At 37.9% G+C, this 23508-nt stretch carries 20 protein-coding genes and 1 pseudogene; 8 read left to right on the top strand and 13 right to left on the bottom strand.

Going from position 1 to position 23508, the window contains the following annotated elements; genetic code table 11:
- Positions 1-77: 77 nt before the first annotated feature.
- Both ACGLYD_RS20150 and ACGLYD_RS20145 read right to left on the bottom strand, forming a co-directional pair.
- The gene (locus tag ACGLYD_RS20150) at positions 78-1772 is read right to left on the bottom strand and encodes an alpha-keto acid decarboxylase family protein (RefSeq protein ID WP_399630207.1); all 1695 of its coding nucleotides are present in this window, start codon (positions 1770-1772) and stop codon (positions 78-80) included.
- Positions 1773-2072: 300 nt separating this feature from the next.
- Entirely contained in the window at positions 2073-2351 is a 279-nt protein-coding gene (locus ACGLYD_RS20145) for a hypothetical protein (protein ID WP_187046395.1), read from the bottom strand.
- Between the two features lie 184 nt (positions 2352-2535).
- Between ACGLYD_RS20145 and ACGLYD_RS20140 the strand changes: the two genes are divergently transcribed.
- A complete protein-coding gene (locus ACGLYD_RS20140) occupies positions 2536-2895 on the top strand; it encodes a carboxymuconolactone decarboxylase family protein (protein ID WP_338654159.1) in 360 nt (119 codons plus the stop codon).
- Positions 2896-3016: 121 nt separating this feature from the next.
- Here the strand turns inward: ACGLYD_RS20140 and splB are convergent, their stop codons facing one another.
- From splB to ACGLYD_RS20125, 3 genes are all read right to left on the bottom strand, one after another.
- A complete protein-coding gene (gene splB / locus ACGLYD_RS20135) occupies positions 3017-4045 on the bottom strand; it encodes a spore photoproduct lyase (RefSeq protein WP_399630203.1) in 1029 nt (342 codons plus the stop codon).
- Between the two features lie 235 nt (positions 4046-4280).
- The gene (locus tag ACGLYD_RS20130; RefSeq protein ID WP_399630200.1) at positions 4281-6107 is read right to left on the bottom strand and encodes a hypothetical protein; all 1827 of its coding nucleotides are present in this window, start codon (positions 6105-6107) and stop codon (positions 4281-4283) included.
- 287 nt (positions 6108-6394) lie between these two features.
- Entirely contained in the window at positions 6395-7012 is a 618-nt protein-coding gene (locus ACGLYD_RS20125) for a CoA pyrophosphatase (RefSeq protein WP_187046391.1), read from the bottom strand.
- Positions 7013-7130: 118 nt separating this feature from the next.
- On the opposite strand from ACGLYD_RS20125, the gene ACGLYD_RS20120 reads away from it, so the two are divergent.
- From ACGLYD_RS20120 to ACGLYD_RS20100, 5 genes and pseudogenes are all read left to right on the top strand, one after another.
- Positions 7131-7649: a TetR-like C-terminal domain-containing protein gene (locus ACGLYD_RS20120; RefSeq protein ID WP_338654168.1), complete on the top strand. Its 519-nt coding sequence runs from the start codon at positions 7131-7133 to the stop codon at positions 7647-7649.
- 131 nt (positions 7650-7780) lie between these two features.
- A complete protein-coding gene (locus tag ACGLYD_RS20115) occupies positions 7781-8410 on the top strand; it encodes a TetR/AcrR family transcriptional regulator (RefSeq protein WP_187046390.1) in 630 nt (209 codons plus the stop codon).
- A 109-nt stretch (positions 8411-8519) separates the two neighbouring features.
- Entirely contained in the window at positions 8520-9254 is a 735-nt protein-coding gene (locus ACGLYD_RS20110) for a glucose 1-dehydrogenase (RefSeq protein ID WP_399630196.1), read from the top strand.
- A gap of 468 nt (positions 9255-9722) precedes the next feature.
- Positions 9723-9832, top strand: a pseudogene (locus ACGLYD_RS20105) (helix-turn-helix domain-containing protein); the annotation flags it as partial.
- A gap of 65 nt (positions 9833-9897) precedes the next feature.
- Entirely contained in the window at positions 9898-11145 is a 1248-nt protein-coding gene (locus ACGLYD_RS20100; RefSeq protein WP_399630193.1) for a DUF4153 domain-containing protein, read from the top strand.
- A 178-nt stretch (positions 11146-11323) separates the two neighbouring features.
- Here ACGLYD_RS20100 and ACGLYD_RS20095 read toward each other — a convergent pair whose 3' ends face one another.
- The gene (locus ACGLYD_RS20095) at positions 11324-12400 is read right to left on the bottom strand and encodes a helix-turn-helix transcriptional regulator (protein WP_399630191.1); all 1077 of its coding nucleotides are present in this window, start codon (positions 12398-12400) and stop codon (positions 11324-11326) included.
- 182 nt (positions 12401-12582) lie between these two features.
- Between ACGLYD_RS20095 and ACGLYD_RS20090 the strand changes: the two genes are divergently transcribed.
- Positions 12583-13749, top strand: coding sequence for a solute carrier family 23 protein (locus ACGLYD_RS20090; protein ID WP_082786452.1), 1167 nt, complete (start codon positions 12583-12585; stop codon positions 13747-13749).
- Positions 13750-13943: 194 nt separating this feature from the next.
- Here the strand turns inward: ACGLYD_RS20090 and ACGLYD_RS20085 are convergent, their stop codons facing one another.
- The 7 genes from ACGLYD_RS20085 to ACGLYD_RS20055 form a co-directional block, all read right to left on the bottom strand.
- On the bottom strand, positions 13944-15401 hold the full coding sequence (locus tag ACGLYD_RS20085) for a sodium:solute symporter (protein ID WP_399630188.1): 1458 nt from the start codon (positions 15399-15401) through the stop codon (positions 13944-13946).
- Positions 15398-15595 carry a DUF3311 domain-containing protein gene (locus tag ACGLYD_RS20080; RefSeq protein WP_399630185.1) on the bottom strand — a complete coding sequence of 66 codons (198 nt, stop codon included), beginning with the start codon at positions 15593-15595 and terminating at the stop codon, positions 15398-15400. The genes ACGLYD_RS20085 and ACGLYD_RS20080 overlap by 4 nt, the downstream gene beginning before the upstream one ends.
- A gap of 99 nt (positions 15596-15694) precedes the next feature.
- Positions 15695-17056 (bottom strand): dihydroorotase family protein, encoded by a 1362-nt coding sequence (locus ACGLYD_RS20075; RefSeq protein WP_399630183.1) that lies wholly within the window; start codon positions 17054-17056, stop codon positions 15695-15697.
- A 14-nt stretch (positions 17057-17070) separates the two neighbouring features.
- Positions 17071-17802 (bottom strand): IclR family transcriptional regulator, encoded by a 732-nt coding sequence (locus tag ACGLYD_RS20070; RefSeq protein WP_399630182.1) that lies wholly within the window; start codon positions 17800-17802, stop codon positions 17071-17073.
- 212 nt (positions 17803-18014) lie between these two features.
- Complete coding sequence (locus ACGLYD_RS20065) at positions 18015-19256, bottom strand: M20 family metallo-hydrolase (protein ID WP_399630179.1); 1242 nt, start codon at positions 19254-19256, stop codon at positions 18015-18017.
- Between the two features lie 114 nt (positions 19257-19370).
- Complete coding sequence (locus ACGLYD_RS20060) at positions 19371-20027, bottom strand: AroM family protein (protein WP_399630176.1); 657 nt, start codon at positions 20025-20027, stop codon at positions 19371-19373.
- Positions 20028-20596: 569 nt separating this feature from the next.
- A complete protein-coding gene (locus ACGLYD_RS20055; RefSeq protein ID WP_399630173.1) occupies positions 20597-22501 on the bottom strand; it encodes an endonuclease MutS2 in 1905 nt (634 codons plus the stop codon).
- Between the two features lie 549 nt (positions 22502-23050).
- Here ACGLYD_RS20055 and ACGLYD_RS20050 point away from each other — a divergent pair.
- Positions 23051-23332, top strand: coding sequence for an FAD-dependent oxidoreductase (locus ACGLYD_RS20050; protein ID WP_399630170.1), 282 nt, complete (start codon positions 23051-23053; stop codon positions 23330-23332).
- Positions 23333-23508: the final 176 nt, after the last annotated feature.

Below are 23508 nucleotides of genomic sequence, written 5' to 3'. Positions count from 1 at the left end.
TGTAGTCTAATAAACATAAAAGCGCACTCCGAGAAGTGCGCTCAATGCAATTCCTTATTTGAAATATCAGCATACAGCTACTCTTTCAGACGTTCCTGTTCTTCTAAGTGCTTGCGAAGCCGGATTAAATAATCCGGTGCATCCATCGAGTCAGTGACAATCATTTCAATCATGCACAGCTGGCTCGTCTGTGCTTGCTCCGCTGCGGAAATCGCCTCATCCAACTCTTGGTTTGTGCGCACTTCAACCGTGAATGCCTTTCCGCCAAAGGCTTCAGCTAGCTGCGTATAATGCCAGTTTGGAATCTCGTTGTACTGCTGGTTAGACGTCTTGATATTTAAGTATTTTTCAATTGTGTAGCCGCTGTTATTGAGGATGAACAGAATGGGTCGGCAGCCATTATCCAGCATCGTACTGATTTCTTGAACCGTCACCTGCAGCGAACCTTCCCCAGTAAACAGCAGCACACGTCTGTCCGGTTCCGCGATGCATGCCCCGAATGCAGCTGGTGTTGCATAACCGATGCTCTGCCAACCTTGCTGGCTAATATATTCGGCTCCTGCCGGCAGTCGCACTTGTGACATCCCATACCCAAAGGTTCCAGTCTCAACCACAACAATGTCTTTGTCCTTCAACATCCGCTGGAAGCGTGGATAATAAGATGCTGCTCGAATTGGCTTCTCCGGCTCACCAGATAGTTCATCATAAGGGAAGGAAACTTGAGGTAAAGCCCCGCTTTGGGTCCACCCGCACGTGTTTAAGGCAGCGACGAGATCTGCCGCCATCACCTGCTCGTACATGGATTCCCCGACCCGTACAAACTCAGGCTGAATGTCGATGAGGCGAAGCTGATGAAGCATTGCCGTTTCCTTCGCGGAATTCGTGTCGTTCCAAATCATGCCAATCGCAATCACACAGTCCGCGCTTTCAACGATTGTTCTGACCTGTTCACTTCCTAATGCTCCGCCATACACGCCGATATAATTCGGATGCCGTTCGTCGAAGCTACTCTTGCCCATCATAAGCGAAGCAGCCGGTACGTTTAAATCCGACGCCAGCTGGTGAACGGAATCTCTAAGTCCATAACGGAGCGACAGCATATCCGATAAAAGAACTACATTGTTCGTACCGTTCAACAATCTCGTTATATGCTGAATCGCAGCCTCAAGCGCTGGTTTGTATGTCGTGACTTTAGTGACTTCCGGAACACCTCGCTGTACGATGGGCTTCGTGACCAAATCCATAGCTACCATCAAATAGACCGGCTTGCGTTTTTGTTTAGCTATGCGGATTGCTGCTGAAATCTCCTGTTCGGCATTTTCCGGCGTCACGATTGCTGTATAGGCGCACAGATGCGTAGACACTTGCCGGAATACGTCAAAATCGCCGTCCAGTAGGGAATGGTGCGCTAATTTATGCGCCTGCTGATCCATTGATTTGGGAGCTCCGACGATATGTATGAGTGGCACATATTCACTGTTCGCACCCGCGATAGGATTGCAGGCACTCATCTCGCCAACACCAAAAGTTGTAATGAACGCTGACAAGCCACGAAGTCGTCCGTAGCCATCAGTTGCATATCCCGCCCCCAGCTCGTTGCGTGCATTTATGAAACGAATTCCATCATATTGCTCCAACGTATCCAGAAGGCTAAAATTATAATCGCCTGGAACGCCAAAAACCTCGGTAATACCCTCCGCTTTTAGACTGTCGAAAAGATACTGCCCGAGTGTGGGCGGGTGTGTTGGTATCGGCTGTTGCATTTTATCCATTTTAGTCTATTCCTCCTTTGCGTTTTTCAAAGGTTAGCTGTTTCCGAAACAATGGAGCGTTTCGGTAGCTACTCTATTATCTGAATTACCCCATCTCCCCCTACTTACTCCTAATTATTCGCCAGGTATTTCCGTTCATACGAAAGAAACACTACAGCAAGTCACTGTAGTGTTTCTTTCGTAATTTATCCCATGCTGTTTTTCATCCTATTTGAAGGGAAACACTAAACTAGGTACGTAAAACGAGGACTGTTTCTCCCCCAAAAGCTTTACGGAACCTGTGGGGGTGATTGCCTCATTTTAATGATCTTTCACAATCCCATTGGCTTCGTTTAATTGCCCCTTTATCAAATCTAGCTGTTCTTTGTTTTGCTGGACTGAATTTGCTGGCTCATCCTGCTGTTCTGCATGTAAGCGTGCCTTGTCAGCGCGTGATATCGAATTGAAAGCATGCTCAACTGCAATCTCTTCTGGGTGCGTCATGGCTTGCTTCACTGCACGATCCGCTTTTTGAACAGAGTTGCTTAAAAATGTGTTTGGATTATCCTTCTTCCAACTTGTATCAGAACGCTTAGCCATTTATACCTCTTCCCTTCCTACAAATAAAATAAGTTACAGCGCACTTAGTATTGTGAAATATTCTAAAAGTATGCACGGCAGAGGCTATATCAATTTAAAAGCAAGGAATTTATTTATCTTAAAAACAATGCATGCATGCCTTCCTCCGTCTCGCTAATACTACCTTCGAATAGGAGGGTACTAAATGGATGAAATCACTTATTCAGAAGCCGTATTACAGGAATACAAAGTTGGAATGGGCAGTTTCTCAGAAAAATTGCCGGAGGTGGCTAGGGCGTTTCATGCATTCACTGAGTCGTGTTTCGAAGACGGCAAATTGAATCAGAAAGACAAACAGCTAATCGCTCTCGCCATTAGCGTGCACGCAAATAACGAATATTGCATCCTCTATCATACAAAGGGTTGCCTGGATGCGGGTGGCACTGAGGAAGAAATGATGGAGGCAATTGGGGTGGCTGCGGCTCTAGGCGGCGGTTCCGCAATGAGCCAAGGTGTAACCATTTGGCAGGATGCACTCGAAGACTTTATAGGAATAGTTCAATAACATGGAACAGCCACCTGAATCAGGTGGCTGTTTTCTTGTTGCACTCAATCTATATCATCCATATTTCATACAAATCCCCGTAAAGCCCCGGTTTACCTGGGCCCTTATACTATTTGGTGGCTCAAGTAAAATACTCCAACTTCGCATTCGGAAAGTACTTTTCCATGTAGCCGTATAAATATGATTTGATTTCATCCTCTTCGTCCTTTTGGTAAATATACTTACCGATTCCATACTTGCCCCACTTGTAGCGCCTTTTATCTTCATCTAACTCCAATTTTGTCTTCGGGTAGTTCTTTTCAATTACTTTTTTCGCAGACTTCGTAAATCGGTGTTGAATGAATTCAAAAGTAATATCCTCTCTTGCATCTTGCGGCAATTCCTCGTCAAGTCGCTCAAACAAGTAGCGGTAGCCTTCCTCCCAGCCCTCATGAAGGTAAATGGGAGCAACTATAAAGCCTAGTGGGTAACCAGCTCTCGCGACTTTCCCTGCAGCCTCGATTCTTTTATCCAGAGGAGAAGTGCCGGGCTCGAAGTTCTTGATAACATAATCAGCGTTTACGCTAAATCTGAATCGCGTATTGCCATTATGCTTAGCATCCAATAGATGGTCTACAAAATGGAATTTCGTCACAAAACGCAGCCTACCTAATTCTGTTTGACCAATATGTTCAATTGCTCTTTTTAATGAATGTGTCAAATGATCAATTCCTACAATATCGGATGTACACGCAGCTTCGAATCGGGTAATTTCAGGCGCACGTTCTTCGATGTAGCGATCAGCCGCTTCTAAAATCTCCTCCACGTTAACGTAAGTTCGAATATAGGGTTTGCTGCCCATCGTCGTTTGCAAATAACAATAATGACAATGCCCCATACACCCTGTCGCAAGCGGGATTGCATATTCGGCTGATGGTTTCGACGTCTCAAATTTTAACGTTTTCCGAATGCCTACGACCAAGGTAGATTTCGCGATACGGTATTTTTGAGCGTCCGTATCACCCGGCAAGTCCCGAATCTGATTATGTGAGGTCGTAAAGCGCGTTTCAATCCCCATTTTCTCGAACTTTTCCTTTAATTCTTTTCCAAGCGGATATTCAAGTGCATTAGGCTCAAAATAGACAAGCTGTGGTGTGAAGGGTTTATTCATACTGCGAACTACCTAATCCATAATTAATATCCATTTAATCACCTTTCTCCTTTTATATAGCTTGTCTTAAAAGCGAGAAATTATGAAAATGGAATTAATTTCAAAAAGGTACCCGATACTAATACAATTCGGAATTGCATCTGAACCAGGTACCTTAAATTACAGTGAATGAAGGTAATTCACCAATTGCAAGAAGCGTCAAGGAAATCGAGGAATACTGAATAAATCTCTTTTATTATTTTACCAATAATCTATTTGCTAGCTGGCGGTCTTCTTTATCTTTTGTCGTAATTGCAATATTTTTAATGCTTTTCTGCAAAGCAGGCTGTTGGGAAATCGATGGAGACCACCTTTCTAGCACACTGAGTGCATGGTATTGCAAACTCCCATTATCTGATGCAAGAGCAGCTTGAATCAGTGGTAATCCCACTCCTTCATACCCATACAAATCTTGAACAATGCATTGCAGACAATGTTGTTGTTCATTTGACAGACTTGATAACGATAAATGCGTTTCTGCAAATATGCAGATGTCTTCGATATACTTATGATTTTTTGTATCCATAACCACTACATATAGTTCACTGTTTTCGGGATCTTTCTCTAGCATATCAAACAAATTCTGTGTAACGTCTACTTGATAAAAGAGAGCGATTTTAAGTGCTTTCATATTGTTTTCTTGCTGTAGTGCTTCCAATACAAGCTGTGACCATTTAGGTTCATTTATAATAGGTTGAATCGCTTGCTGAATGGAAGCGTACTCTTGTTGTTTCCACTGATCGTTAAAACGTTCTTCCCAAACTTCACTATCGGCATTTAAAAATTCACTTATTTTCATTAACGGATAAAAATCCTCAAGTGTTTTACAGTGAGTACGTGCATGGTAAACGAAGCGTGAAAGAACCGCGCTTGCATATGGATAATCTTCGATACTTTCTGGAGCACGCTCATTAAGAAGGGCTTGGATGATAAGACCTGCTCCATCATATAGCTCTTTCGAAATCGTTTCTTCATATAGAGCTACGTCAAGCTCTCCTTTTACGGCACAACTATAGGCTAAATACTCATCCATAACTTTATTTCTGCAGCCCTTTGTCAGTAACCATTGTTTTATTTCTGGCGTTGTTGCTTCCAGTTGGCCAACAGCCGCAATCTTCCCCCAACCATGAACGGATTGAGCAAGTTGCCAAACTTGGTTGTTTGCCCGCATTGTACCATTCTTCAATGCAAATAGGACATAGGGTGTAAACTCTTCATGCATACCCAATGTGAATAATAGCTCTTTATATTTTTCACAATCCGTACATCCAAGTACGGTGATTGAAAATTTTACAACCTCCCTATGTGCTGCATGCTCTAGAAGCCATAATGCCTCTTGTTGTACACGGGATTCGTCAAATTCGGCTTGCTTGAATCGTTCAATGAATTCATCACTGTAGTTGGCCATATTGTCAAAAATGATTTTTTCATATGTACCTTTTCGTGTTTTGGTAGAAGGACGATTTAGCTGCTCTTCAAAAAGCTTCAGTAGTTTTTTCACGTAAAATGGTGTAGGTATATCATCTGCAACATTATCGAACATACCTGAAGCCATTCGTGGATGATTTTCATCATACAAATATTCTTCATCTGGTAAATGATCATCTACTATTTTGTTGTGCGTTTGAATTTGTTGTTGAATAAAGGCCACAATTTTTTCTTTATTATCCCACGGAAGAAAATCTAACTTCAGGGAGTCGTCTAAAACCGTTTCATTATCTATTTTCACAATACAATTAAGTTTTACATAACCACCGAGTTTAACGGAAATGACATGCTTTCTGCCATCTTGCAGATCAAGTATGCCTGATAACTTGGAATACGGGATAATATGAGAAAGTAAAGATTTTCGTTTATTTCGATCAACTGTTACACCATCAATGATAAGTAACTCTTCTTTCATCTGGTTTATAACTTCAATCCGATGCCCTTTGTAATCCATCTCCCAGGTTTTATGTACTTCTTTTTCTACGTCTTTCTTTATGTTACGCATCTCACGTTTAAAATCGTCTTTAAAGCCCATAAAGTCCTCCTTGAAATAGGAATGGAATACAGTATAATTTGTACTCGTTTCCGATTCCTTTTTGCAATTCTATATTTATAAAGTTATGAAAGGTGCTAATGCAATCGCGAATTGTATCAGAACCAGGCACCTGAAATTTAATACTATTACATGCAGTTTCCAGATGAATTGACTCCCTCGGCAGATTCATAGTCAACATGTGATTACATTGAAAAGACTCTCCATAATGGTACAAAGTGAGGTTATTTCAATGTAATAAGTAGTTCCTTCATAATTAAAAACATCACTCACTTTATAATTCCTATAAAATGTTTCAAAATCCTAGCCGTTAAACCCCAAATTGTATAGTTTTCATAATCAAAAAACCATTCTTCCATTGAACGAGCTCTCCATTGATACTGCGTACCATTCATTATTTTTTCATAGGGAAAGCTTGGCAAAGGCACTGGTTCAACGGATACTACATGCATATAAGGCTCATAATTCAATAGCCATTTAATGGGTATTGTAAATACCTCTTCAACTTCTTCTTTGTTATACGAATGAATAATTTGATTGTAATCAATGGTTGCTACAAATGGATAAATAACAAATGAAGATGAGGCAACATAAGGGCTTAATGTCCCTACAATCGTAACCATCTTTGGGTCGACACCTAATTCTTCATGCGTTTCTCGTAAAGCGGCAGCCATTGGGGATGGGTCTGTGGAGTCGATTCGACCACCAGGAAAACTAATATCACCGGGCTGTTTTCTCATAGTGAATGAACGTACTTCGAAAAGGATATGCCATTCTTCATCCACTTGAACAAGTGGTATTAAAACCGCTGAACGAAGAGCTGTTTCCTCCCCTATAAACAGGGGCTGATTTTCATTTAACTGGTTTTTTAGTTGATCTAAGAACATGAAATCCCCCTCTCCATAGTTGGTTATATTCTTTTTATCGTACCATGTAAAGATTGACAATTAAAGAATCCCATAGAATCTGCTGTGGTTCTCGATAATGAGAGAGTTGTAATTCGAGGTGTGGATTGTAGAACGTTTGGCGCTTTGGGGATGCCTCAATCACGCCTCATATAATCGCAGTACGTTTTATGTACATTATCAAGATAAAATTCAATTGGCAGAAGACTTACTTGAATCGATGCTGAAAGGCTTAGAAAATTCAGTGGGAAAGCCATATATACCTGGTCAAAAATTTTATACAACAAAGCTAAATACACCTTCTTTTAATATCATTTCTTACATATATGAAAACCGGAATTTTTTTGAGCTGATCAAATATGATGAGCCTTTACCAGGATTGCATACAAGATTCCCACAAACAATTTTAAAAATTTATCAAGAACAATTCATTTTCCAAACGATTAACAATATCCCTGTAAACTTGGATTATTTTAAACGTTATACTGCCTTTGGATTTTACGGACTTATTCTGAATTGGATTAACAGTGACCTCAAAGAATCTCAAGAAGAATTTATCGAAGAAGTTATTGCGTCAACGAAAACTCACATATTTCCAATTGAATATATTGGGGAATAATCGAACCACTACCCTATCAACTTCTTTAAAATATCATGCTTAAATTTTAGTACTTACCCCGATGCGATTACAAGTTGATACCAAATAAACATGTTACAATCAATGCATGAAAAACAGTTGGAGTGACGAAAATGAGTAAACGAGAACAACAAAAACAGCAACGTCGTCAAAACATCATCCTAATTGCAAAGGATTTATTTTTGGAAGAAGGTGTGCAAACTATACAAATGCAAGATGTTGCAACTACTGCTGGCATTGGGATTGCAACGTTATTCCGCTATTTCCCTAAAAAAGAGTATTTAATGATTGCGGCGACGAATGCTATTACAGATGAAATGGCCACGGATATTGGGCAGATTGTCGAGCAGCCGGTGACGGCATATGAAAAAACCGAGCAAATTTTGGAGTATTATATAGGCATAACGAAGGATCTACAACTGCGTTTAGCAAAATATTTCGAGTCCTTTAATTTATATGAAAAAATAGCAGAAGAATCGCCAGAAGACTATGCTGAATACTTATCTGTACGGAGCAAATTAGCTCGTATTTTATTAACAGTAAGTGAACAGGGCAAGCGAGACGGTTCGTTAAGATCGGATGTTGATTTGGATCTATTCATCATGACAATGGTACAAAATTTCAGCTTATTCACTTATAAATCAAGCCTAACAAAGCATGATACCAATCTTTCGACATTGCTTACTTCGGACAAGCAGCTGGCGATGATGAAGGATGTATTTTTACGCTATATTCAGCCATAAAATTAGGGCCATATGAATTGACATTCGCATGAGAAAGCTGTTTACTAGTAAGTATAAAAGTGATAGTCGACTATCACCTTTTGCGAATCTATTCTAGGAGGAATTTTATATGAGTCGGTTATCAGGTAAAGTAGCGATTATTACAGGAGCAGCACAAGGTATGGGTGCATCACATGCAAAATTATTCATTGAGCACGGTGCAAAGGTTGTTTTAACAGATTTAAATGAGGAAAAAGGATATGCATTCGTAGCTGAATTAGGTGAAAATGCACTTTTCATTAAACAAAATGTAGCATCTGAAGAAGATTGGGCGACAGTTATTGCGAAAACAGAAGAAGCTTTCGGTCCAGTAAACGTATTAGTAAATAACGCCGGTATTACAATGGCGAAAAATATGCTTGATATTACAGTAGAAGAATACCGTCGTATCGTGGACATTAACCAAGTGTCAGTATTCTTGGGCATGAAGACTGTAGCAGCTTCAATGATAAAAGCTGGCGGTGGTTCAATCGTCAATATTTCTTCTATGAACGGCTTGGTTGCTGGCGCTGTAGGTTACACTGATACAAAATTTGCAGTACGTGGTATGACGAAAGCAGCTGCCATCAACTTAGCGCCAATGGGTATTCGTGTAAACTCTGTACACCCAGGCGTAATCGCCACACCAATGGTGGTTCAGGAAGATACAAAAGCAGCTGTAGAAGCATTCTCTAAACATATTCCACTAAAACGCGTAGCACAACCAGAAGAAGTATCTAACATGGTACTATTCTTAGCTTCTGATGAGTCTAGCTATTCAACAGGTTCAGAATTCGTTATCGATGGTGGATTAACTGCACAATAATATTAGTACATGAAAAATCCATATAAGGTTTGTAAAGGTCGATTTTCTATTAACATAGAAAATCGACCTTTGTTTTTCCATAAATAAATAACCTCATTACTTATGATACGGTTCCCCGTAATGCACCTACATTAGTTACTTTTATTTTAACTTTCTTTATAGCCTTCAATTTTATCTTGAATCCATCTTTTATGCCTCAAAAGTTTAATTCCAGTTTAGCCCTTATTCATTATGGAAGTCACAGACAGGTTAGTTGCATGAGTTTTATTTGTAATGAGGAATGTTTTATATTTTGTCTAATTCATACTATAACAACAATAATATCGCTAAAGTTAATAAATATTTATTGATAAACAATAAATTATGCGTTAAAATGAAACATACAATATATATATGAATTGCTTTTCATGAAACCAGAAATGATTTAACGATATGCGGTGTAATCAATAGATAACCTTGCTATATTGAAAATATGGAAAGGCAAAACCCATTCGATTGTTAACTCTAGAGGCGATTCGTAAGGCTTTAGAATGTCACCTGGAGATATTTCAGAATACAAAAGTGACGAAGACATTTAAGTTTGTTTATATGCATCGTGGAGGAAAGTAGGACTTGTATGACAATTATTAGAGGAGGTATAACCGTGGAAATCGACAATTCGATTAGTAAAAATATTGCTAATCCCCGTGAGCTGGAGAGAATGTATAGAGAAGACCCCAAAGCTTTTAAAAAGTCATTCTCACACGCCTGGGAACAAAACCCTGATTCGCCGGTTCTTGCTGCTTGGTATGAAAGATTGAATTTCAAGGAGGCGGCACATACAGAAAAAACTTCCTTGCTTCAGAAAGGTTTCTTGTTCATGGGCATTTTAGCCATTTTGGCGGGGATAAGCACCAGGATCATTTTCCATTTTGTCGAACAGGAAGCAATTGCCCCAATTAACCTTGCTTTTGGGATTCTTCCCTTCATTGCAGCTTATTTTGTATACAAAAATAACCCCCAAAAAAAGGTTCTTTACACCCTTGCATTGATGTTCCTACTCTCTGGGTTGTATCTTAATATGCTGCCATCAAATCATAATGACAGTATTATCCTTGCTTATTTACACCTTCCCATATTTTTATGGGGATTGATTGGGCTTGCATTTATAGGAAATGAATATGGTATGGGCAGCACAAGATTAGCCTATCTTAAATTTAATTTGGAATTTTGCATACTCTACGCCAGCATGGCAATTAGCGGAATGTTGCTAGCAGCATTAACCATGCAGTTATTTAGTTTTGTCGGTTTGGATATAGAAGACTTCTATTTTAGAAATGTCGTTTTATTCGGTGCTGCCGCTCTCGCTATTGTGGCTACATACCTGGTATCGATGAATCTTAAACTTGCTAAGAATATTACACCCTATATCGCTAAAATTTTTAGTCCTCTTGTTCTGGCCACATTGTTGGTCTATCTTATAACGGTTATTTGGGTCGGAAAAAATCCATTCTTGGATCGCAATTTCCTGCTAGTCTTCAACGGGATACTCTTTAGTGTATTGGCCGTTACCATATTTTCCATTACCGAAAGCGGTACAGACAAGAAAAAGAACATTTCTGATTATATAAGCTTCGCCCTAATTATTCTTGCTCTTATCATTGACAGTGTGGCTTTGTCAGCCATAGTGTTCAGACTTTCTTCTTATGGGATTACACCCAACAGAATTGCTGTTTTAGGCGTAAACATACTTATCTGGGGAAATCTAATCTGGATCATGGTCTCCTATATGCGTTTTCTACAAAACAAAACCGGGCCTTCAACCATCCAAGATGCGGTTACTAAGTATTTGCCGGTCTACGTACTTTGGGCCGCTTTCGTTACATTTACTTTTCCTTTAATTTTTAATTAGAAAGGCTTTACTATTGTAACAAATGCTGTTCTTCCTTATAAATGCCAAAAATGAGCAAGGTTCTATTCATAACTTGTTCATTTTTGGCTTTTTATTTTTCTGAAAAAACCGCATTTACTTCTGATACGGTTCACCGTGATGTAACTAATTGAAGTTTTTGTATAAAAATTATTTAAGTTCACTTAGCTTTATTAATAAGCTCTATATATTGCGAATCTCCGTATCCTATTGTGGGAAAAAGATCAAATAACCTATTAACTAATTCCGCTGTTGAAAGATCTTTATTTTTGGAAATATATTTTACTACTTCATTATTTTCTTTTAACATATCTAAAAATATATCTATTGCCTGATACATTACTGGGAGTAATTCAATCGATGGCTTTCTATGGTTTATCAATACTTCTTTGTATACAGATTCATAATCTCCTAATTGAAGCTCAGTTTGGCTGACTTTAAATTCATCCTCTCTAAAGCTATTTAAGAATACTTTTCCTTTGTATCCGGACTGTTCAAAGTAAGTAAGAATTGTAAGAAGATTCATCTGACAAAACATGTCTTCACCAAACCATAGAACGATATATTTATACTCCTCCTTAAAAATAGTATTGAAGGGATAAATAACCTTCCTGATGTAGTTTTCTACTGACACATGATGTCCTAATGCTCTTGTTTGAATAAACTCGTCGTCAAAAACTTGTGCCGTCGTCGCATGTACACACATCGCCTCATTGAATGGTACATAATCAGAATCCCCCATCAGTTTTTCTGCTTTAAACTCTTCATACATAACTTGACCATTCAATACGTTAAGTACGTCTTTGTCAAACAGTTCTCTCTTCACTTTTTGTAACTGTTCAACCTCATTTTTTCTAGACATATACACGCTATCCCCATCCTCGCTTTGATCGACAGTAAGTTTAACAAATGACTGTACAGGCAACTTATTTAGTTGAAATTCTCTTGGAGTTACACCAAAAACCTTTTTAAAGGCTCTACTATAAGCCTCTTGAGATGAATAGCCATATTCAAAAGCTATTTCAATTACCTTCTGATTGCTCGACAAATCTGCTGTAGATAAATATAGCCTTCTTAAAAGAACATAGCGCCTAATACTGATCCCTGTTACCTGATGAAATTTAAAAGAACAGTAATAAGGGGAATAACCCAAGTAATTAGCCAATTCATCTAGTGAAAACTCTTTGTTTAAATGTTCTTCAACCCAATCTATCATAAGCTGTATATACTCATTCATTTGTCTCACTCCTGAATAAAATTATAAGTGATATCCTTTTCTTTCTTATGATAGTTCTTGTGATGTGAAAATCACTTTTCCATGTAAGCGTAAAATATTATTCGGTATTACTCTTTAATTCTTATTCTAAATATTAAATAGGAGAAATATCATGTATTAACACTAGTAAAGGGGGGACACATTTGAAAGGTTTTTTGAAAGCTATACCATTATCCTTACAGCATTTGTTTGCAATGTTTGGTGCGACAGTTTTAGTTCCAGCACTAACTGGTCTTGATCCAGGGAGTGCACTTGTTGCCAGTGGTGTAGGAACGTTAATTTTCCATCTTATTACACGAGGAAAAGTTCCTACTTATTTAGGTTCATCTTTCGCTTTCATTGCTCCTCTAGCATTGTATGTAGGTGAGTTAAATTCACCCGGTCAGGCGGTTGCAGGTCTTATCGGTGTTTCCATTGTTTATGCCATTGTATCTATTATCATTTCATATGTCGGTTTTGAAAAAGTTCGTAGAGCAATTCCTCCAGTTGTTGTTGGACCAGTAGTCAGTATCATCGGTCTTGCACTAGCAAGCACTGCGGTGAACAACATGGCTGCTGTCAATTGGGATGTAGCTATCGTCAGCCTTCTTGCAGCAATCTTTGCTACGCTTGCAGGTACTAAGATGATCCGCCTTTTCCCACTCCTCATTGGTCTTGGAGTAGGTTATGTCTATGCTGCGGTGCGTGGATTAGTTGATTTTGGTACCATTGCCAATGCACCAGTGTTTGCCCTTCCACAGTTCGTAATGCCAGAATTCACATGGGTCGTCATCTTGGGGATGGCGCCGATTGCCTTGGTTACCATCATCGAAGACCTTGGACATATGATGGTACTAAAAGAGATTACAGGTAAAGACGTAACAAAGGATCCTGGGTTTTCAAGAATCCTATGGGGGAATGGTCTTGCAACATTAGTCTCCGGTTTCATCGGCGGGCCTGCACAAACGACTTATGCGGAAAACCTCGGCGTTTTAGCCATCACACGCCAATTTTCCAGTAGAATCATTCAAGGTGCTGCTGTTATTGCGATTATTCTAGGTCTGTTCGGTAAAGTTGGAGCTGCTATCCAATCCATTCCAGTTGCCGTGATGGGCGGCATCTGTATCTTGTTATTCGGTATGATTGCAGGCATGGGGATCCGTCACATCATTGAGGAAAAAGTTAATCTGGCGAATATGAAAAACTTGGTCATTGTCGCAGTTATCTTTATCATCGGAGTTGGATATGCTCATGGTATCGCCTACGCGACGATCGCTGGATTGCTCATTTATTGGCTCGTACCTGATTTTACGACAAAGAATGAAAGTTAATATGAAAAGGCTGCTCCACTCATCTTTATCGTATTAGTCTGTAGCGGCATGACAACAAAGAATTTAAATGTTAATTTGCTTGACTTGCTATATACGCTGAAGAGTTATATTACGTCAAATCAAAAAGAAGAGGATTCCTAATTAGGAATCCTCTTGCATTATTATCTCCTTCATTTAATAAACAAGGGCTTTACTTAAGATTTTAATTCAATACCATTGGACTTTTGAGTAAAAAAGCTCACTGAAAACATAACGATTATATTGGCAAATAGCGCTATAATCCCAATATTTAAATCTTGAATTACACTTGGTAGGGTTGGAAATAAGCCAGCCATTGTTGTTTTAGTAAATGTGACATAAATAACGATTGCTACACCAACAAACATTCCTAATCCAGAACCATATTTTGTAATTCCATTTTTCTTTCTCAAGCTCAAGTATAGTGAAGGCGCCATTTGAGTAATTAAACTGAAAGAAGTTAAATACAGAGTTGCCAGTGTATCACCTCCACTCATTGAAAAGAACGCACATGCGATAGATAATAAAACAACAAATCCTTTTGCTGAAAAAGCTTTGTTTTTCTCAGAAATAGTTGGGTTTAATGGTTCAATAACATTCGTAGTAATCATTGTTGCCGCTGACATTAACATCATAGATCCAGGAACGAGTGTAGCTAATAATCCTGTTGCTCCAATAATACCAACAAACCACGGATCAAATGATTTTATTGAAAGCTCTAACAATGCAAAGTCTCCATTTTTCAAACCTGGAAGCTCAACGATTGCTGTAAAGCCAACGAAGTAAACAAACAATATCATTAAGGCGTAAACTGGAAGAAGTACCGCGTTTAATCGAAAAGCTTTTGCATTTTTGGATGCAAAGACTGTTGGTGCAACATGTGGCCACATAAAATATGCAAATGCACTGATAGCAACAGTAGATATAAACCAAGGAACACTTAAACCTTTGTCAGGCAGGGTTAACGCAAGAGGCTTGACTTCATTAACCGCTTGGAATAATCCTCCTATACTTCCATGATAATGGACTGGTAAATAAATCCCCAAGAAGACGATGACAAAAAGTATTAAAACGTCTTTAACCGTAGATGTCCACGCTGACCCATGAATTCCTGAGGCCATGACGTAAACTAACAACGCAATCATTCCAACCCAAATGGCTACAGTTGGAGAAATGGCACCGTACGATGTTGCCGCTACTAATATCCCCATTGATTTAAACAGGATAGTGATATACGGAATTAGAGCTAAAACACCTACTACCGCAACAAATACTCCAAGCCCATTACTGTTATACTTTGTTGAAAAGAACTGGGATTGCGATACGATATTATTTTCTTTTGCATATTTCCAAATTGGTGGTAATATCCAATAAGATGTCATGGTACCTAGAGCAGTAAAGGCTAATAAATAAAATGCTGCAGCGCCATTGTTAAAGGCCAAACCGCTAGTTCCAAGCAATGTAAAAACTGAATAGGTTTCGCCGGCTAATAATATGAATACGAAAAGTCCACCAAAACCTCGGCCACCGATTGCCCATTGTTCCATGCTCATGTCTTTTCCGCGCTTTGCCAAAAGTCCCAATGCAATACTTAGGAACAAAAATAGTGTGATAATTACCAGTGCTATATTCATTCTTCACCCTCCTTATTGAGAGGATCCAAACGATAAATAACGAACATGATGACTGAGCTCATAACAGACCAAAAAATAATCCAAGATAAGAAAAATGGTATGCCAAAAATATAGGGTTCAACTTTATTTACAAAAGCCGCGCCGCCAAGTATTGCGATAAAGGGCAATACGGCAAGTAAGTAGTATGGCTTCATAACTTCACCTTGCCTTTCAAATTTATATTGGGTTAAATAGTGCGAAATCAGATGGGATTGCTTGCCCATCTAATTGAACACTCTATTCTAGAGAAATAATTATTTTGCTGCCGATCCAGGGACAAATTTTCCGTAACCAGGACCTTTAGTTACGTTTTTTCCATCGAATACTTCTTCTCCACGCAAAATGGTAGAAATGACTTTACAATTTAATTCTTGTCCATTGTAAGGAGTTAATTTTGAATACGATTTAAATGAATTTTGGTCAATAACTGTTTTTTGAGTTGGATCGATCACTGTGAAGTCAGCGTCATATCCCACACTGATTTGTCCTTTTCCAGGTATAGAGAAGACTTCTGCTGGATGAGTAGACATTAAATTTGCAAAGTCATTCGGTGATAATTTCCCATTTGAAACGGTACTATTAAACATTAACGGTGTCATAATTTCAACACCAGGCAACCCAGACGAAGCAAGGAAAATATTATCGTTGCCTTTCTCTTTTTGCTCTGCACTCCATGGAGCATGATCGGAAGAAATCAAATCAATGCTTCCTTCTTCAATATGTTTCCATAGCCCTTGAACTTCCTCCTTTTCTCTTAATGGAGGATTATTTTTAGCAATCGGTCCGTATTTATCTAAATCATCTACATTCATTAGTAAATATGGATAACATGTTTCACAAGTCACTTTTACACCTTGAGCTTGGAACAATTTAATCATGTCAATGGTTCTTGGGTGACTAACATGTACAATATGGAGCTTTACATTTGTCCAATAAGCAAATTCCAATAGCTTCAAGACAGCACTTGTTTCCGTAACCGGTGGACGCGTTTCGTTATGGGCTTTAGGATATACTTTTCCTTCTTTTTGATATTGCTCAATCATATCGACTATTATTTCATCATTTTCTGAGTGAAAAGCAGCACGTAGGCCCGTTTCTTCAATTAGCTTCATTGCCTTCAATATTTCTGGATCTGGAATTCTTGGAAAACGATATGCATCCGTTTCAAAGGTGGACATTTTAAAAGCAATTGCTCCAGCTTCTGCTAAAGGAATGATTTGATCTGTTCCACCTGTTTTCGAAATGGTACCCCACAAACAAATATCGACAATTGCTTCATCCTCTAACTTTTCAACTTTCTTTTTAAATTGCTCCACATTGTTAACCGGGTTCGGTAAATCATATGGCATATCCAGGAATGTGGTAATACCACCTGCCGCTGCAGAAGAACTCGTTGTCACAAATCCCTCATCCGGATTACTAAAGCAATGAACATGTACATCTATCACTCCTGGGAACACAAAGGAATCACCAAAGTCTTTGCAGTTCTCAGATTCCAGATTACCTGTCCCCTCATAAATGCTAACTATTTTCCCTTCTGTAATCCCCACTTCACCTTTGATTACTTTATCTTTTAAGACGATTTTCCCTTTAATAATGCCATCTACTTGTCTCATAATAATGCCTCCTTTTATAATTGTTTTTCGATTTTTTTAACTGCCCTTTGAATTTCAGTTATAATTTCTTGACTGTCTCTTTTTTCTATTCTTTCTTTTGGCCCCGCCACACTCAAGGAAGCAACTAGTCTATGATCACTATCAAATATCGGCATCCCATAGGAGATAACACCTTCATCAATTTCACTATCCGAAAATGCATACCCTTTTTCACGGATATCCTCTAAATGATTTAACATCTCATCCAAATCCAACATTGTATGATCCGTATGCCTTTCCACTATTCCGCTTTTATAAATTTCCTCAACAGTTGGCTCACCCATATAGGCCAATAAAGCTTTAGAAGAGGCCCCCCCGTAAAGCGGGACTATATTTCCTTGTTTCGAAGAAACTTTTATTGGATGACCTGAGGGAACTGCGCCTAAACAGACAGCTTGCAAATTGGAAGGGACCAATAAAATTGAAGTTTCTCCCGTGGATCTTGTCAACTCTCTCATGGCTTCTTGAGATATAACAGGGAGATTGGTATCCATTTTCACAATTTGAGCGAGCTTTAGAAAAATGTAACCCAAACTATACAATCCTGTAGAGTGCTCAATGATGTATCCTTTTTCTTTTAATACCCTCATATGTCTATACACTGAACTTTGTGGTTGTTTCAATCTTGCTGCAAGTTCAGGTACAGAGAGAGCTCTTGTTTCAAAATCAAATTGCTCCAAAATATCCAAAGTTTTTTCGGCACTCAATAAAATTCCCTCCGTCAACTAATTTCTAATAGAATTCTCAATTAATTATCACTTTTTGATAACGCGTTATCTATAATTGATAATATACACACAAAACACAATCCTTGCAAGCGCTTTTATTCAGAAATATCAAATAACAAAATAACCCATTAATTATTTAATCATAATTAACGGGTTATTTTATGTTCTATGAAATTATAGAAGTTGATACCTCATTGTTCTTGTTTCGAAAAAGCCAACACGGCATTTAGCAATGCCTTTGCACCTAAATATAAATCTTCCTTCTCCGCCCATTCTTCCGGACAATGACTTCTACCATCTTTGCATGGAATAAATACCATTCCCACAGGAGCAAGCAATGACATTTGATTTGCATCATGACCTGCGCCACTCGGTAATTGAATTACTTTATCTGTTATAGAACTACATGACTCAATTAATAACTGTTTAATTTTATCGCTGATTACAATGGCACCTGAACGTGAGACATTTTCAGTTTCTACTTTCACATCTCGTTTTGAAGCAATAACGTAAACTTTCGATAAAAATTCATCTGCCACTGCATCAATTGCTTCTTCAGAAATACTACGAATTTCAACTATGAATTCTACTCTGCCAGGCACTACATTCGAAGCATTGGGGAAATTATTGAAGACGCCAACTGTCCCCACAACAGGCTGATCAAATTTCCCATTTGCTACACTCTCTAAAGCAAGTGTCATCTCAGAAGCTGCTGTAAGAGCATCATTTCTCATATCCATAGGGGTTGTACCAGAATGGTTTGGTAACCCATCAACAGAAATTTTATAGCGTTGAATTCCTACAATCCCAGTCACAACACCCAAGTTTGCATTTTTTCTAAGCAAAACAGGTCCTTGTTCAATATGCAATTCAAGGTATAAAGCGATTGAACCTTTGTCTTTTTCACAATTTTTGATGTCATTCGGCTTCCCACCAGCATAAGAAATTGCATCTCCTAAGGATTGCCCTTCCGAATTTGTATAAGACAACATTTCTTCGGTTAAGTTACCGGACCAAGCCCGGCTTCCAACTGTAGATAAACCGTATTCAGATGGTTCTTCTGCTGTAAAATCAACAACTTCAATCGTATGCTTAACTGGAATATTATTTTCTTTTAACGCCCTAACAATTTCTAATCCTGCAAGAACACCAGCAATACCATCAAATCTTCCACCGTTTGGTACAGTATCCGTGTGAGAACCAATCACGATGGAAGGTAAATTAGGCTCGGTTCCAATCAATCGGCCAATAACATTCGAGCCTTCATCTACCTCTACTTCCAGACCACTTTCTCTCATTTGTTTCATCAACCATTCTCGTCCTTCGTTATACTTTGCAGTAAACGACCTTCTTGTCCATGGTTGATCCTCAATCGTTATAGCCGCTAAATCATTAATCGTACTCCACAATCTTGTTTCATTGATTAAATCCATTTTCTCACCTCGTTTATATTTTTATAAAGCGGATTATACTCTTGCGCTTCTTAATTTTAAATATTCAGAACATACCGGTTATGATTTTTCCGTTTTTTAGTAATAAAACCTTTATCATTTAGTCACTATTGTTAGATCCCGCAATTTTTTTACGACTAAATGCTGAGCATTATAGCAAGTACACTTGTGATTACTTTCAATTTTATCTACCAGTTCATACTCATACCCATAGCAATCTAAAATTACATAGTTTGGGCGATGCAGCATAATTTCGTTGTTTAGCTCATCAAGGACACTTTCAGATTTGGGATGCACCACGACAAATGTTTTGTCTCCCTTTACACTTCCCCATTTCAATTCGGCTGATTTCAATTGTTCTTTTATCGGAATGAATATGATGGTTGTATCATGGTTCTTTATATCTCCCGCTTTTTCATGAAGCTCTTTTATTGGATAAATGATTGTGGTCTGATCGGATGTACACGTAAACTCGCTCATACAAAGCAGTACAATGGCATCAGATGAATCTTCATATTGTGTAATTAGCATTCCAACCCTATGTTCAATAATATCGTGATTTATATTTGCTGTCCCATTTTTAAGGACAACGTATAACTTTTCTTCACCCGGTGTTTTTTTCAACATATTAATTTCATCATTTGAAACACCATCAAGTGCACCTACTAATTGAACGTCTTGAACACCCCCTATATTAATGGCTTTCATCAAATCTTCTCTAGGGGTTTGGCCAATCGTTATTAAAGTAAACATATTTCCCTCCCACTTTTTATCATTTCTGCTACAGATGCTTTTCATTCTACTGAAGCATGATGAAGATATTACCTAACAAGATTTAGATTGTCAATTCACGTTGTGTTGCGAAAGACTGCCAGGAAGAGTGTTTTCACCGTCAATTCACCTATACTTATTTTTAATACGGCCTTAGCATATACTACTTTTTATTAGTTTCTCTTTAAAATCGTTACCTGTGCAACAAACACCAACGAACAATTCATCAAATCGGATAAAAATCCAAATAGGAGTTAGATTTTGATGTAAATATCTAACCCCCACCTTATAAATATGCAATTGTAGTGTATGTCAGAATGGTGCCATGCACTGGTACCTGACACTCGTTAATAAAAAACCTCATTTACTTATGATACGGTTCCCCGTGATAGTGCTAAATGAGGTTTAATACTTAGTACAAATTTATCAATCGGTCCAAACCTTTCAATTTGGTCCACAAACTAATTAATGCTAGCTTTGCCCATGATTATCTGCAAAATCAGTGCCTCAAACCCTATTTATTAATTGCCGATTTCACTTATGAAAGCTAATTATTCAATCAAACCTTTCTTAATCTCTTTGGAAACTTTCTTTAACGCATTTTTGGAACCCCTATCTATATCGTGTTGAAATTTCCTTTCGCTATAACTAACGAATAATGTTTTCAAATCATAGTCATCAGGATATAAATCCGTAGCTTTCCCTACAAGTATAATTCTTTTTATATTTACTTTTATCACTTCGTTTTGATAAAACACAAACACATTATTAAGACTGTCCTTTTTCTCGTAAACAATTCCAAAATCATCTAGTTCTAATAACTTCACTCTGTCTCCAATTTCGAAATCATACGTTACTTCTTCTTGAATCGTAAGCTGGATTGGCTTTTTAACTTTACTTACTTTCACACGATCTAAGTCATAATTTTTATTGTCTATATAATGCTGTGCTTTTTGTAGTACCTTTTCTCGTAGATTCATTTTTTTAGAAATCCAGAGCGCATTACTGTCCCCTGACTTACCGATTAATAGTTTATACATAGGTGCTAATACTTCACTATCGAACAGCATGGCTGCATTCATGAAGTCACTATGAATTTCAGAATAACGCTTAATTTCTCCATAGTGGGTGGTCGCAACTGTCATACATCCCATTTGATAAAATTCTTCGAGTATAGCAATGGCTAGCGCTGCCCCTTCATTTGGTTCAGTACCACTTCCTATTTCATCAAAAAGAAGTAATGTGTTATTCGTAGATGCGTTCATAATTTCTGAGATGTTTTTCATATGAGATGAAAAAGTACTTAGTGAATTTTCCATGCTTTGATTGTCACCAATATCAACAAATATATGATCGAAAACAGCTATTTCTGTTCCTTCATTTGCTGCAATATGAAAACCTGACATAACTGCAAGTGTTAATATTCCTATCGTTTTCAATACAACTGTTTTACCCCCAGCATTAGGTCCTGTAATAATTAAACTGCGGTAGTCCTTTCCTATTTCAAAATCTAGAGGAACAATATTTCCAGACAAAAGAGGATGCTTACAATTTCTCAACTTAATAAAACCGTGATTATTTAGCTTTGGCTCCATTCCATCTAAACTTTTACTGAACTTCGCTTTCGCAAAAATCATGTCATACTGCGCAATTAGTTCAATATTAATGTAAATTTGTCTGATGTGCTCCAATATACTTCCTGTAAGAGTCGCTAAAATTTGATATTCCTCAATTGCTTCTTCTGCTTTAAGAATGGCTAATCCTGCATTTAACTTGGAAATTGCAGCTGGTTCAATAAATACCGTGGACCCTTTAGATGAGATTTCAACAATTGTACCGGCAACTTGGTTTTTATACGAAGCTTTAATCGGTACCGTAAATCGATCGTCTTTCTTACTAATAAAGAATTCTTGGATGTACTCCTTATTGGCACTACTTTTCAGAAATTTATTTAAAAGTTCTTCTATTTTTTCTTCTGCCTTTGCAATATGATTTCGAATTCGCTTAAGTTCTTTACTTGCTTCCGAATCTATTCGACTTCCTTTAATGGAGTAATTAATTTCTTCTTCAATACTTTGAAAATCAATCATTGAATAGGCAAAGGAATGTAAAACAGGCGCAAAAAACTCTTTCCCCATCATAAACTTCTTTATTATTCTACAGCCTCTCAAAAAGTCAGATATCGCGATTAACTCGGTTGGACTTAGAATCATTCCCTTTTCAAGCTTTTCCATCAGATGATTGATATTAGATATTCCTCTAAGCGGAAGATGACTTTCCGCATCCAATAACTTTCTTGCCTCAGTCGTCTCATTTAGTCTATTATGAACCACCTTCAAATTAGTGCTAGGCTGTAGCTTATCAATCAATTCTTTCCCTAAACCACTTACACAGTGGGATTTCACTATTTCTTTTAGCTCGTTATATTGTAATTTATCAAATGTCATCATATTCATTTTTAGTCCTCCTCATATAGAAAAAAATGCCCACAAAAAACTCTCCTACCTTTCCATTTTTACGGTTTAACCGTAAAAATGGGTAGAAAGCTCCCGCGGGCATATGCTTTGTGGTCATAACAAAGCAATTTTATCGTTAACAAATAAAGGTTTGGATAAAAAGAGCACGACAGAACAAAACCCGCCATGCTCTTCATCTTAACACCCAATGATGTTAAACGAATATATGGAAAAGGAGGCAGTCTTCAGGTAGGTATTCACAATGTTTCATAAACACTGTGAAAAAAGGCACATTAAATAAACCAGAATAAATCCAGTCAAAAAAAGCCTTATTAAACTAAATTTTGATTAGTTCATACCTACTTCTAACAAACCCACCACACCTTTAATTAAGAATAAATTCAATATAGCATTTTAATGAAACGTAGTCAATTTTCTACTATTTGAAATAAATATTTAAATAATCTGCGCTGGGTGCATATACAGTATCTTACTTCCCTTTTCGAAGAGGAGCTTTTCACCAATCACCCAGTTACAGCTATTCACAAGATGAATGATGGCTATGAAGTTCATACGAAGAAGCAAATATTTTATGCCCAAGCAGTCATTATAGCCGTTCCTCCAACGATCGCTAGCCAAATTCAATTTAGTGAATCGTTGAATACGCACTTTATGCCAGCGCTTCAAAGCTATATGGATGGGACGATAATCAAAATAACATGGCTTTACCCTCTAAAATTTTGGCAGGATTCACTGCCACTTCATGGAGTCATTTATACAAGTATGCATGGCGTTTCAGTTGTGGACTCATCAATGCAACTAAAATTTTAAGAACACTGCATCAAAATGTCGTTTTTGCTAGTAGAGAATTAGCACTCAGATTCACAAACTTTTTGGAAGGTACTATTCAAGCAGGATACACTGCTATGGACGAGTGAAAATTAAAAGTAAGTTTCCGCCTCTACAAAAAGGAAAACTAACCTGATTTTTTAAACCATCTTATGTTC

It is taken from the genome of Sporosarcina sp. SG10008 (assembly GCF_044569405.1).
GTDB lineage: Bacteria > Bacillota > Bacilli > Bacillales_A > Planococcaceae > Sporosarcina > Sporosarcina psychrophila.
The sequence above is the reverse complement of the archived record's forward strand: the minus strand, read 5'-3'. Positions and strand labels throughout refer to the sequence as shown.